The 13,092-nt window shown below is 48.4% G+C and carries 11 protein-coding genes; 7 read left to right on the top strand and 4 right to left on the bottom strand.

The window, feature by feature from the left end; translation table 11 throughout:
- Positions 1 to 49: 49 nt before the first annotated feature.
- A complete protein-coding gene (locus JFL75_RS11645) occupies positions 50 to 1,066 on the top strand; it encodes a lipoprotein TP_1001-related protein (RefSeq protein WP_215626860.1) in 1,017 nt (338 codons plus the stop codon).
- A gap of 31 nt (positions 1,067 to 1,097) precedes the next feature.
- Here the strand turns inward: JFL75_RS11645 and trxA are convergent, their stop codons facing one another.
- Complete coding sequence (gene trxA / locus JFL75_RS11640; protein ID WP_215626859.1) at positions 1,098 to 1,421, bottom strand: thioredoxin; 324 nt, start codon at positions 1,419 to 1,421, stop codon at positions 1,098 to 1,100.
- A gap of 108 nt (positions 1,422 to 1,529) precedes the next feature.
- Here trxA and JFL75_RS11635 point away from each other — a divergent pair, with 108 nt between their 5' ends.
- The gene (locus tag JFL75_RS11635) at positions 1,530 to 2,189 is read left to right on the top strand and encodes a MarC family protein (RefSeq protein WP_215626858.1); all 660 of its coding nucleotides are present in this window, start codon (positions 1,530 to 1,532) and stop codon (positions 2,187 to 2,189) included.
- Positions 2,186 to 4,288 (top strand): peptidase U32 family protein, encoded by a 2,103-nt coding sequence (locus tag JFL75_RS11630; RefSeq protein ID WP_215626857.1) that lies wholly within the window; start codon positions 2,186 to 2,188, stop codon positions 4,286 to 4,288. Before JFL75_RS11635 ends, JFL75_RS11630 begins: the two co-directional genes overlap by 4 nt.
- Positions 4,289 to 4,401: 113 nt before the next feature.
- Here JFL75_RS11630 and JFL75_RS11625 read toward each other — a convergent pair whose 3' ends face one another.
- A complete protein-coding gene (locus tag JFL75_RS11625) occupies positions 4,402 to 4,839 on the bottom strand; it encodes a single-stranded DNA-binding protein (protein ID WP_215626856.1) in 438 nt (145 codons plus the stop codon).
- Between the two features lie 431 nt (positions 4,840 to 5,270).
- Here JFL75_RS11625 and JFL75_RS11620 point away from each other — a divergent pair, with 431 nt between their 5' ends.
- The 4 genes from JFL75_RS11620 to JFL75_RS11605 all read left to right on the top strand — a co-directional run bounded on the left by JFL75_RS11620 (position 5,271) and on the right by JFL75_RS11605 (position 9,660).
- Positions 5,271 to 6,761 carry a putative ABC transporter permease gene (locus tag JFL75_RS11620; protein WP_215626855.1) on the top strand — a complete coding sequence of 497 codons (1,491 nt, stop codon included), beginning with the start codon at positions 5,271 to 5,273 and terminating at the stop codon, positions 6,759 to 6,761.
- Positions 6,762 to 7,069: 308 nt separating this feature from the next.
- Complete coding sequence (locus JFL75_RS11615) at positions 7,070 to 7,600, top strand: D-lyxose/D-mannose family sugar isomerase (RefSeq protein WP_223292633.1); 531 nt, start codon at positions 7,070 to 7,072, stop codon at positions 7,598 to 7,600.
- A gap of 66 nt (positions 7,601 to 7,666) precedes the next feature.
- The gene (locus JFL75_RS11610) at positions 7,667 to 8,515 is read left to right on the top strand and encodes a class II fructose-bisphosphate aldolase (RefSeq protein ID WP_215626854.1); all 849 of its coding nucleotides are present in this window, start codon (positions 7,667 to 7,669) and stop codon (positions 8,513 to 8,515) included.
- Between the two features lie 20 nt (positions 8,516 to 8,535).
- Positions 8,536 to 9,660: a carbohydrate kinase family protein gene (locus JFL75_RS11605; protein WP_215626853.1), complete on the top strand. Its 1,125-nt coding sequence runs from the start codon at positions 8,536 to 8,538 to the stop codon at positions 9,658 to 9,660.
- Positions 9,661 to 9,733: 73 nt separating this feature from the next.
- On the opposite strand, the gene JFL75_RS11600 is transcribed toward JFL75_RS11605, so the two are convergent.
- Together JFL75_RS11600 and JFL75_RS11595 are read right to left on the bottom strand one after the other, a co-directional pair.
- Positions 9,734 to 10,903 carry an ROK family transcriptional regulator gene (locus JFL75_RS11600; RefSeq protein WP_215626852.1) on the bottom strand — a complete coding sequence of 390 codons (1,170 nt, stop codon included), beginning with the start codon at positions 10,901 to 10,903 and terminating at the stop codon, positions 9,734 to 9,736.
- Positions 10,904 to 11,135: 232 nt separating this feature from the next.
- The gene (locus tag JFL75_RS11595; RefSeq protein WP_215626851.1) at positions 11,136 to 13,049 is read right to left on the bottom strand and encodes a hypothetical protein; all 1,914 of its coding nucleotides are present in this window, start codon (positions 13,047 to 13,049) and stop codon (positions 11,136 to 11,138) included.
- Positions 13,050 to 13,092 lie beyond the last annotated feature (43 nt).

Here is a 13,092-nt window from a genome sequence, read left to right as displayed (position 1 = left end):
ATTTTAAAGTAGCGGCCACGGCGGAGCCTTTATTTCCGTGGAGGCTGCCATGAGATCCGTACTGCGTTTTTTCTCTTCTATTATAGCTGCTCTGCTGCTGTTTTCCGCCTGCGCCTGTTCCCCGGAAAAATCGATTCAGAAAATCCTGGGGGGCAGTACCGATTCGCCGGTTTTCCTCGGGTGCCGGTCCGTTTCCCGGGATGAGGTTGAATTCCGGTTTTCCTGCAGTGTAACCGTGGCTTCCCTGCGTTTCGATCCGCCCCTGGAAACGGTTTCCGTGGGCAGCGGAGAGCAGGTTATAGTCCGCATATCCGAAACCCTGCCGGAAGGAAGCCGGGTAACGGCGGATGTACTTGTGGAGGATGAACACGGCAATACCCTGCAGGTCCTTGTCCCTTTCCGGACCCGCAATGACCGCATACCGGAATTCCTTATTAATGAGCTGCGGACGGAATATTCCAAACCCCGGGTTGAATTTATCGAAATCAAAACAGCCGCCGCGGGAAATATGGGGGCGGTCAGGGTTTATACCGCGAGCCAGGGGTTTGAGACACCGGTTTATGAATTTCCGCCGGTTGAAGTTGCCGCGGATGAATACATCGTCCTGCATCTCAGGACTCTCGACCCGGAAAGTGCTGATGAAACCGGGACTGATCTGGCTTTGTCCCCGGGAAATGAGGCTTCTCCCAATGCCAGGGATTTCTGGACTCCCGGAGCGGTAAAACGTCTCAGAAAAACCGATGCCGTGTTTTTTCTTGATCAGGACGACCGGATTATTGACGCTGTTCTGCTGAGCGAAACCGCGGATGCGTGGTGGGCAAAGGAGGAAATGGTTTCCGCGGCTCAGATGTTTGCCGATCACGGCGCATGGATACCCTTGGATAACCCCGAAAGTACCCTGGTAAGTCCCCGGGACGCTGTCATTACCCAGGGCGCCACGGCCACACGGACCGTATGCCGGGACGAAACATTGCCGGACCGCAATAATGCCGCCGACTGGTATATCTGCGCCACAAGCCAGGCAACTCCCGGCGGTACGAACAGCGTAAAACGGTATACACCGTAGAAGTGATTAAGCCGCATGCAGAAAAACTGCGCTAGAGGAGATCCTTAAAAAGATTTTCAATTTCGTGTTTTGGAACGGCGCCGGCTTTCTGCCGCACAATATTTCCGTTTTTGTATACTATTAAAGTTGGAATTGAAATTACATTGTGTTTAGCGGCTAAATCACCTTCCTCATCGATATTGACTTTACCGATTTTGATTTTTCCCGCGTATTCGCCCGCAAGCTGGTCAATAATTGGTCCGATCATTTTGCAGGGCATGCACCACTCAGCCCAGAAATCGATCAGTACCGGCAAATCCGACTCAATTACCTCGGTTGCGAAATTTTCATCCGTTAAGGTTATTCCTGTACTCATACAAACTCCTAATTATTTCTACCTTAATTATAGTAATAAATTAACCGCAACAAAACAACAAGAGACAGATGCTTGTATGGACTATTATTTCCCCTCTATAATACACCTATGTTAGCGACGTTCCTCCCTATTTTTTTTACAATGTTTATTGTAATTGATCCCATCGGATTGGTTCCCATGTATTTGGGACTGACATCCCATACGGATCCCGCCCTGAAAGGCCAAATAATCCGCAAAGCCCTGCTGTCGGCGTTTCTTGTACTGGGTCTGTTTATCATTGCCGGCAAGTGGATTCTTGGTCTGCTCCATATTGAAGCGGGATCGTTCTTTATTGCCGGCGGCATAATGCTGTTTATCGTTTCACTGGAAATGCTGTTCGGAAGGCCTTCCAGGACAAAGGTGTCGAGGAAGGAAATGCCGCAGGAAACCCAAAGGGAAGAAGATGGTGAGGAAGGGGCCTCCGTTGCCATTTTTCCCCTGGCAATTCCGATGATGGCGGGGCCCGGGGCAATAACCACAATTATTCTCTTTACCAGCTCGGAACACGAGCCGGTCAGTATGATGGTAATGCTTTTTGTTTGCCTTATCATAATTCTCACGATAACCGGAATTGCTTTTAAGGCGTCGGATATAATTCTGAAATACCTGGGGAAAACCGGTGTTTCCGTGATTGAGCGCATTATGGGCCTTCTTCTTTCCGGCCTTTCCGTACAGTTTGTCTATGATGGTATGGTGAAGCTTGGCATTGTCGGGGGGATGCTGGGGTGAAAAAAGCCGAACTTTTAGCTCCTGCCGGTTCGCCGGAAGCTCTTGATGCGGCTGTCGGCGAAGGTGCCGATGCTGTTTACCTTGGTTTAAAAAACTTCAACGCCAGGATGCGGACTTCCAATTTCGCTTATTCGCAGTTTGAGGGGGCCGTCCGGAATCTCCACCGCCAGAACCGTAAAATTTACGTTACGGTGAATACTGTTTTTGAACAGCGGGAAGCGGACAGACTCTACCAGCTTTTAAAATATCTTTCATCCGTGGGTCCCGACGGAATCATTGTCCAGGATCTCGGAACCGCGAAAATGGCCAGGGATAATTTTCCCGGACTCAAGCTCCACGCATCGACACAGATGAATATTGCTTCCGCCCGCGGTACAAACCTCCTTTCAAAGTACGGTTTCTCCCGGGTCGTTCTTGCCAGGGAATTGACCCTTGAGGAAATCCGGGATATCCGGGAAAAGACCAATATGGAGCTGGAAGTTTTTGTCCATGGGGCTCTCTGTGTATCGTCTTCGGGACTCTGCCTGTTTTCCAGCTACCTCGGAGGAAAATCGGCAAACCGCGGCATGTGCACCCAAGCCTGCCGGCGGCTGTATAATGATCAGGAAAACCGGGGGTATTATTTCAGCCCATCGGACCTCCAGCTTCTGGAGCTGATCCCCAGCCTTGTGGACGCGGGGGTCACTTCCTTTAAAATCGAAGGACGCATGAAGAGTGCCGAGTATGTCGGTACTGTCGTCTCGGCTTACCGGCGGGTTCTTGACGGGCTCGACGGAGACCGGGAGGCGGCGATTTCCGAGGGGCTTAAGGTTCTGCAGAATGATTTCGCCCGGTCAAAAACTTTATTCTACTTTAACGGAGGCAGCCCTGAGAATTGGCTCAACGCATCCCAGGACGGCGGGACCGGTATACCCCTTGGAAATATTCTTAAAGTAAAAGGCCGGGAAGCGCGCCGCCGCGGATTGATTTCCTGGGGATCGTGGATGCCCGGACCCGGGGATTCGGTCAGGTTTCACAGAGCTGATGATACGGAGCGGAAATCCCATAAGATTACCGAAACCGAACGGGATGGTTCGGGCAATCTCTGGATTTCAATTCCCGAAGGTTTCGATATAGGGGATTCGGTATATCTTATTCAGACAAAAGCCATGGGTAAACGGTACGCTCCGGTCGTTCCCAGGGATTTATCGGCCTTCCGCCGTATGCCCGGCAGGGATAAAGCGCCCCTTCCCGTATTTCCGCCGGCTCCGAAAAAATCTTCCGAACTGTTTCCCGAAGGTATGTATGTTGGTGTTTCCACTGCGGATGATCTTTTTATTGTCCAGTCACAGCGGCCGATACGGGTTATGCTTGAATACACCCGCCGGAATGTTTCCGTCCTCCTGGCTGATCCCAAACAGCCGGTGCCATTCTCCCCGGGCGAAATAATTCTCGTCCTGGATCCGTATTTCCCGCAAAGTATGGACCATGTCCTGGCGGAAGAAATTCCCCGTCTTCTGGAAGCCGGATACCGGCAGTATGTTGTCAATAATCTGGGACATTTTTCGTATTTCAGAAATACCGATGCGAAACTTATCGCCGGTCCGTATTTGTATGTATTTAACCGGTGGGCGCAAAGTTTTATCTCTGACCTTGGAACGGATGCCATCGTCTCGCCCCTGGAAAACAACAGGCAGAATCTTGAAAAAACAATTCTTCGAGAACGGCGGCGGGATGTTTTTATTCCGGTATTTGCCTATCCTGCGCTGTTCAGAATCCGGTCAAGCCTGGGGAATGTCTATGACTTCAGGAATTTTACGGACAGCCGGAACGAAAATTTTACGCTTATCACCGGTGACGAGGGGAGCCGGATTATTCCGGAAAAACCATTCTCGATTGTCGATAAAATTCCGTTTCTCAAAGAGGCGGGATTCAGCCGTTTTATCGTTGATTTTTCCGGACCCAGGCTCAGGAAAAAAGATTACAAAGATGTTATGGACGCCGTTAAAAACGGAACGCCACTGCCGAATATAACCCGGTTTAACTGGAAGGATGGATTCTTCTCCAACAGCGAAAGCCCCGGGGAAAACCGCCAGTCCGGAAATAACCGCGGCGGCTGACCGGATACCGCTATTCAATAAATGATACAGCGGTTTCTCATTTTTCAGAATGGAAAAACCGCTGTATCTGTTTCAGGATTACTTAAGTCCCGCGGAACGGCGGATACTCCCGCTTAAAAAGTAACGGCTTCGGCTTCCTCAAGAACGGGGATGTCTTCGTCTTCGGGAGAATCTCCAGGAATTATTTCTTCCGGTTCTCCGGACTGTTTTTCCTTGTCCTTTTTGAATTCGGGCCTGAATTCTACGTGTTCCGCAACTATGGTGACCTTTGAATGCTGCTTTCCGTCGGCCCCGTTCCAGCGTTCCTGTTTCAGCCTGCCGACTACCCGGACGCCGCGGCCTTTGCGGCCGAGGTTGTAGCAGTTCTCCGCGAGCTTAGCCCAGGTCTCAACATCAAAAAAACTGACTTCTTTTTCCAGACCCGAATCCTGCCTGTAGAAACGGTTCGAAGCGAGACTGAAGGTGCAGACCGGCGTTCCTTTTGCGGTGGAACGGAACACCGGATCCTTTACTAAATTACCCTCAAGAAGCAGGCTATTCAAATTATTCATGAAGGCCTCCCGTATTGAAATAATCTCCGATCAGACGGAGACACCAAGCAGCACGAATGGCATCATTTTGTTCTGCCTGTGTAGTCTTAATATGGGGTGGTTGGGCAGTTTGCTTTAATGTTCTATATGCCGGCAGCAAGAAATTTCTTTCACTGGTTTATCAGCAGGAAAGTTGGTACCCTTCCCGGCGTTGATTTCCAGCAAAACAGAAAAGCCGTTATTTATGAAGGAAAAACATTTTTTTCACCAAAATACGTCCCGGATATCTCATTTCCTACCCATTGGGGTGGTGAAATCGGCCGCAGGTTCCATTATCTTTGACAATAGTATTAATGCTTTTTTATAGAGGCGCCGGTGAATTTGCCTGCAATAGGAGTTCACCGGCGGCTGCAGAATTATGTATCACTTTTAAATGACGTACGGGATGAAGTATGGTTATTGATTCATTTTCTGATGTTATTTTTTCCCTTTTGTTTTTTAGTGTTGTCGGATGGATTGGCGAAACAATACTGCATCTTATCCATTATAAAAAATTCGTGAATAAAGGATTTCTTTTCGGCCCGTATAGTCCTATGTATGGTTTTGCAGGGCTCATATTGATCCTGTTTAAGATGATTCTGCCTGTTCCATTCTTACTCTTTTTCCTTTTTGCTTTTCTATTCTTTATTTTTTACGAATATACCGGAAATCTTGTTCTTGAGAAACTTACCAATATCCAGTGGTGGAATTACGACGGCCGAAAACTGCAGTTTCGCGGACGGGTTTATTTTCCCTATGCATTTTTTTATGCCCTTGTTTTCAGTTGTTTAATTTTTTACGGCGGGCCAATATTCGGTCTTCTTTTTGGAAATACCCCTTCTGCGGTTCTCCGTTTGATTTCCTCCGGAATTATTATCGTTATAATCACAGACCAATATTTTTCACTAAAAAATCTGGCGGATTTTCATGACAGACTGACAGATTGGAAAAAGTTATACGCGAAATTGGATGAAGAGGGAAAGTGTCAGCTCGTTCAAATAAAAAATAAGACGGAGTTTGATCAATTCCCCCCGGAGATTAGGGAAGAAATAAATACAATTACTGAAAAAGAACACAGCGGTTACCGGTTGTTTAAATCCTATCCGGATATGAAAATCAAGGATGACGGCGAGAGCATCACCATACTTAAGGATTTGCTGCAAAGGGATAAAGATCGCTGGGTTGAACGCGGATGGATCAAGACTAAAACGAAATCAAAACGGTTTATTGAATCGGCAAAGCAGGACGCGCGGGAACTGACCGGCGGCTTAAACTTTTCCAAAGTGTTTTGGATATTTCTTATCTGCGGGATTTTTGGTTATGTGGTTGAAACATTGTTTGCGCTCGTTACCCGGGGTGTTCTTGAAAGCCGTCAGGGAGTAATCTATGGTCCATTCAACCAGGTATATGCCTTCGGCGGACTTATCATCGTACTTGCGTTACTGCCTCTGGTAAAAAAGAAAACTATTATTATTTTTATAGGCAGCGCTATTATCGGCGGCGCCTTTGAATGGGTATGCAGTTTTATTCAGGAGAAAATATTCGGAACCGTTTCATGGCAATATAAGGGGCAAATTTTCGCCATAGGCAAAGAAGGAAGAACCGCACTGCTGCCCATGATTTTCTGGGGCATCCTTGGAGTTCTCTTTATGAAGTTTGTCCTTCCCCGGTTCCTGAAACTTATCAATAGAATAGCCAGGAAACAAAACAGATTTGTAACATGGATTCTCGTGGTTTTTATTATCTTTGATATGGCGATTTCAGCAGTGGCCGTATACCGCTGGGGCGAGCGGCAGGACGGTATCGAAGCAAAAAATCGCCTGGAGTTATTTCTCGACAAACACTATCCTGATAATTTGCTGAAAGAAATCTATCCCAATATGCGGGATCCAAATGACTTTTAATAACCATGAAAGGCGGCAGCCCCGGGGAATGCAACACGCTGACGATTAATCCGGTTCTGCTTCTGATGAAATCGAATACGGCGGAATGACTCAGTCTCAATCGAACGATTCAAAACGCGCATGGCAATTCTGAGTAATAGTATGGTTTGTATTGTCTCTCATGGGATATCGTTCTCTTTGAAGTTACGGCCGCTCTTCCGCATAAAAGATACGCCTGGTAATTTTTGATTGACAGATAATAAAATGTACTTAATAATAGTAAACACCTATTACTATTGAAAATGCATTTGCCTTATTGGAGAGGGATAATGACTAAACAGAAACACAGCAGCGCCGTTCAGAATGCTTTGATGATGTATGAGAAGGCGCATATTGTTCTTACGGAATCGGAAAAACAGAAGATTGAAGTCGTAGACTGTGCGCTGGACGACTTCGACCGGACCGGCATCTGTATCCTGACCTATGTAAATACCGATCTGTGCTGCGCCAAAGAGATGGTACTAATGCCCGGGCAAACGTGTCCGGAACACACTCATAAACCCCTGGACAATGGCTATATGGGGAAGGAGGAGACATTCCGCTGCCGCTACGGGAAGGTCTATCTTCACGTTGCGGGCGAAGCCACGCCGGATCCGGCGGTAAAGGCTCCCGCGGGCGACGAGGCATACTATACCGCTGCCAGGGAAATAGTCCTGAACCCGGGTGAGCAGTATACACTGGTACCGGATACGCTCCATTGGTTCCAGGCCGGCCCCGAAGGGGCGGTTATATCCGAGTTCAGCACCGCAAGCCACGATGAATACGACATTTTTACCGACCCGCGGATCAAGCGCGTATAAGGTCAAAGAGTCTCCGCAGGTTTTTCCCCGCGGAGGCTCGTTCGAAGAAAGAAGGGGGTCTATAATATGCTCGTAACACTGAATGAAGTCCTGAAAGACGCCAGGAAGAATAAATACGCGGTGGGTATGTTCAACGCGACCAATCTCGAAATGGCCAAAGGTATCATCCGCGCCGCCGAGGAAACACAGTCGCCGGTCATATTCGGTACCGCCGAGGTCCTTCTTCCCATCGCCGGTTTGGAGGAACTGTCTTACTTTCTGATCCCCATGGCGAAAAAAGCCAAAGTTCCGGTGGTCGTCCATTTTGATCACGGTCTGACAGAAGCAAATATTTTTCATGCGCTGAAAGCCGGTTTTACCTCGGTTATGTACGATTGCTCAACCGACACCTACGGGAATAATATCAAACGGGTCGCGGCATTAACGAAAGCAGCGCATAACTTTGGTGCGTCAGTGGAAGGTGAGCTTGGGCATGTGGGAGCAAATGAAAATGCCGCCGAAAGCAGCGGAGGAGATGATCATTCTATCTATACTGATCCAAAACAGGCGCAGGAATACGCAGAGCGGACAGGGGTTGATGCTCTGGCTGTCGCCATCGGCAATGCGCACGGCGCGTATACCACAGCTCCCAAACTGGATATTGGTATTCTGAAGCAAATCTCATCCGATGTTTCATGCCCGCTGGTACTGCATGGCGGCTCCGGCTTGTCGGCCGATGATTTCAGAAACTGCATCCGGGAAGGAATCTGTAAGGTTAATATTTTTACCGACATCAATAACACTGCCGCCCGCTATATCGCCGGCCATTATAAAGACGGAATGGGTTATACCGACCTGGAGATTGGTGTAACAGAGGCTATTCAGGCAGAGGTGGTGAAAAAGCTGCAGCTCTTTGGTTCGGTAAACAGAGCTTAATAATAAAGGGTGAATGTGCCATGGCCAAAAAGATAGTATCCGCCGGGCTGCTGTGTCTTGATATAATGCCGGTCTTCAAGGAAGGTCCCAGGAAAGAAATACAGGAACTTCTGTCCCCTGGAAAATTGATAGAGATCGACAACGCGGATATTCATACCGGCGGTTCCGTGGCAAATTCCGGACTTGCGTTCCAGTACTTCGGCGCTGATGTTACGTTGATGGGAAAAATCGGCCGGGACTATTTTGGAACCCTTGTTGAAAAAATTCTCGCCGGGTATGGAATCCATGAAGGTCTGATTGTTTCGCCCGATTGCGGCACATCGTATTCGGTGGTTCTTTCCCCGCCCGGAATTGACCGGATATTCCTTCATTATCCCGGGGCCAGCAATTTTTTCGATTACAGCGATATTGACTTTGGCAAAGTTGAAGGCGCTGACCTGTTTCATTTCGGTTACCCCACTGTTATGCAGCGCCTATACGGGAATAACGGTTCCGAGCTGATCCGGATTTTCAGGGAAGTCAAAGATCTGGGCATCCTGACATCCCTGGATATGGCGGCAATCGATCCGTCATCGGATGCGGCGAAACCGGATTGGCGGGTGATCCTGAAGGACTTGATACAATATGTTGATTTTTTTGTTCCCAGTGTAGAGGAGCTGTGTTTTATGCTGGATCGTGAACGCCACGCCGAATGGCTGGACCGGAGCAAGGGCAAAGATGTTACGTTGGTCCTTGATTTGGAACAAGACATTAAACCGCTTGCGGACCAGCTGATTGATTGGGGCGCGAAAATAGTCCTGATAAAGTGCGGAGCTCCCGGGATGTATCTGCGGACAGCGGACGCAGGAACCCTCACGGCGCTTGGACCGCAGTATGAACCATGGGCTGGTACGGATGTTTTTGAGGCAAGCTACCAGGAAGAGCGTTACTGTTCCGGCACAGGCGCCGGTGATGTGAGCCTGGCGGCGTTCCTTATGGCTGCCATAGAAGGATATTCTCCGCAGCGATGTTTGCAGCTCGCCGCCGGCGCGGGCGCTTGCTGTGTCGCATCCTACGATGCGTTAAGCGGATTGATGTCCTTTGAGGAAATGATAAAGAAGATCGAAGCAGGTTGGAAAAAACGTCCCGCCGCTGTGAATCGTTGATTCCGTAAAAATCTGAACATACCCGGTATAAAATAACCATACCCTAACTGCCGGATACCCGTTTTTGCATTGGCTATTTGCCGGACAATAGCTGTCCGCTAAAAACAAGCGCCGCAATCGATGAGGCACAGCCCAGAACTGTCGTTTGTTCAGCGAAAAAAGGCTTGATGACTTCTATATGACGGTAGGTTTGCGATATTTTGCGCGCGTTGAGTAATTGCTCCAATTGGTTGGTTCGCATATCCGAAAGCCAGTAGCTTTCGTGGCCCAATACAACTGCCTGCGGATTGAGCAAATTGATACAGCTGGTTAACGCGCTCCCCAGTTTTTCAATCATATCCTCAAACAATTCCGTATAGGGTGAGGTTCCATCCCGTTCACAAAGCTCCCGGAAAGACAGACGCTCTCCGGTAAGTTCTTCAATTGTTTTGCTTAATACCGGCGTTCCGATATATGCCTCAAGGCATCCGCGGTTTCCGCAGGTGCAAACGGGGCCGTCATAATTAATACTCAAATGCCCGATTTCACTGGAAAGACCGTTGAAGTTCTGGAGCAGCTGACCGTTCGTAATAATGCCGGAGCCAATGCCGGTTGTGATTCCCACATAAACAAAATCTAAAAAATACTTTCCAACCCCGAAAAAACGTTCCACCACCGCGGCGGTGTTGCACTGGTTGTCGACAAGAACCGGCAGGTCATACTTTCTTCGCAGTATTGATCCAACCGGGAAGTTTGTGATTCCGTAAAAATTAGGCGGATTCAGAATAATCCCGTTGTTGATATCAACAGGACCTGGTGTTCCAACTCCAATACCAAGTACAGTATCAGCCTGGGGGCTGCGGAATATTTTTCCCAGCAGGGTATAGATGGTTTTCTGCAGTGAAGTGCTGTTACAGGACTCGTCCAGATCCAAACGTTCCAACAACAATATTTTCATTCTCAGATCGCAGAGAATCGCCATACAGTATTTGCGGTCAATAAGCAGCCCAACAATTTTAGGCGCCCGGGAAGAAATTCCCAGCCCGATCGGGTTGCGTCCGACATTGTTTGTTTCTTCAATTCCGGTTTCTTCAACCAATCCGTCATCGATCAGATTGGTGACAATTTTGGAAACCGCCATCTTAGTTAAATTACTTTGTCTGGCCAATTCTATTCTGGACGGCTGCTTTCCCGCCGCAATAAGCTGCAGCATTAAGCCTCGGTTGCTGCTTTTGAGATTACTGTTATTCAGTCCATTTGCCATAGGTTCACGTACCTTGATCCGCAATTAGTATCCTTATTAGTATGCGTGATTTACCTTTGGTGTTCAAGGTTTTGCACAATGTACACCGGTAATCAGCGGCGGAATTCGGGATATCCGTTTTTCTGCGGAGAAGTTCACAGCCGCGTCCCGGCGGTGAGCGTATTTAGACGCAGCGGTCCAGGGGTATGGAAAAAGCAATTGAATCGAAAATTACTCTGTGTAAAAGGAGCAATCAGAACCGGATATTCAGAACGAGTTTTATAACGTAAATTTCAATATACATGGTCAGGGACTCCCGGCTGCCCAGCCGCTGCAGCGCCGGTGTATCGTTGATAATGGCATTTGACATTCTGTGGAGAGTGTCTTCCGTAAGGGTGGAATTCTTCTGGATGCGAAGAATCTGTCTGAGCCGGTCCCGGACCAGGGCGTTGACATCCTCAATGAGATTCTGTTTAGCCTGGGCGTTGAGCAGGCGGCTCCACCGTTCCTGCAGAATCTGAAGATATGAATCCAGGGTTTCCCCTTCGGGAACAAGCTGTTCCTTGAGATCCTGGGCAGCGGCTTTCAGTGTATGCTGCTGGGAGGTGATTTTTTTCGTTGGGATGATTTCGTCTTCCGCGGCCTGGTTTTCCTGCTCCATGGCGCGGCTGATCTGCTTTCGTTTTCCCAGATTTTTAAAGAAGCCGATAAGCCAGGTGAGTATCGGAATAGAATGCCAGAAGGGCAGCAGTATCTTGGTATCCGTCAAGGTATCCTTGCGCCGGATGAGCAGAAGTTCGTTGAGCGGTATGAGCACACCGTTGCGGTACAGCCGGCTCGTTTCCGGAATATCCGACTGGGTGCGTTCCAGCTCTTCATACACGAGGTAGAGCTTCTGATCTTCCAGCAGAGCGGTCAGCGCCGGAGCCAGCTCAGTCATGTATTTCAGCAGCAGTCTTTCAAACTCGGCGTCGCTTTCCATGGCCGGCTCGTTTTGGTATTCCTTAAGAATTTTAAGCCACCGTTTGGAGATCGCCTTCCGTATCAGGGGTCTGGCGTCACCGAGAAGCCGCGTACACAGTGGAAGCATTTTTGTTTTTTTGACAAACCAGCGTTCGTCCTGCAGTCCGCGGACAATGAGCAGCTCAGGGAGTTCATCCTGCTTGCTTTCGGTGGTTTTTGTTTTTAAAAAATCTTCCAGCGCTTCCTGGGTGTACTGTCCCAGCAGGGGGACGCCGTTTTTATCGGTGAATTTGATGACATTGTCCAGGGTATACATAAAGGGCGGTTTGTCCAGCAGCAAATCCAGGTTTTTAAACGCCAGCTCTGATTCCCTTCTTTTAACCGCCTTTCCTTTGTAATAACTGTTGAAAACTTCAATAATATATATTGACTGGAGCGCGGCGGTTTCTTCCAGAAGCTGTTCTTTTTTCTTTTTAATATCGCTTCTGACAAAATTTGCGAAATATGACCAGAACAAAAATGAAAAATCCCCGGCATCCTTCATAATCCGAAGGGCTTCGAAGGGTTTTACCAGAAGCTGGTTGAGGACTTCCCGGAGCTGGGACTCCTTGCCCTGGAATGACGGCGCCAGTTTGTGCTGGAAATATTCTTTGTTGTTGTGGCTCCGGAGAAAATTCCTGATCTTGAGAAAAGCCGATTCCAGAAGGGTGTCGGGTATCATGGACGCCAGGATCAGGGTATTGCCCAACCCGTCGGGGAAGGTCAGTTTGATGATTGGGAGCTGAGTTTCCTGGGGATTATCAATATACGCCGAAAGATCGTATTCAACACTGATCGGCCTGATCTGGTCCTCGGAGATAGATAATTTGAACGACTTTTCGTCGGGAAAGGGCAGGTCCGCCGTTGAGTCCGGCGATTCATAAGCCTGCTGGATTATATCCACATAGAAGTGGATCATCACGATTCTCGTACCGAACTCATCGGTTAAGAGCTGAATCTTTTCATCTTCCACCAGCGAGGGAAGTTCTCCCCAGACTCTCTGGCTGGTGTCTTCGGCCCACCGGTTCCACTCCGGCCGTTCGGGAATTGCCCGTTTCGCGTACTTCTCCAGAAAACTGATAAATGCCTCAATATTTATTTCCGGGTAGTGGTTTTTGTTCGCGAATGATCGGAGTATTGGATATAATGCGGTATTCTGAGCCATTACTTTATCATACATTCTTATTGCTAAAACGACAATATTTTAG

Source organism: Breznakiella homolactica (assembly GCF_016616095.2).
Classification (GTDB): domain Bacteria; phylum Spirochaetota; class Spirochaetia; order Treponematales; family Breznakiellaceae; genus Breznakiella; species Breznakiella homolactica.
This window is presented reverse-complemented; position numbering and strand designations above follow the sequence as displayed.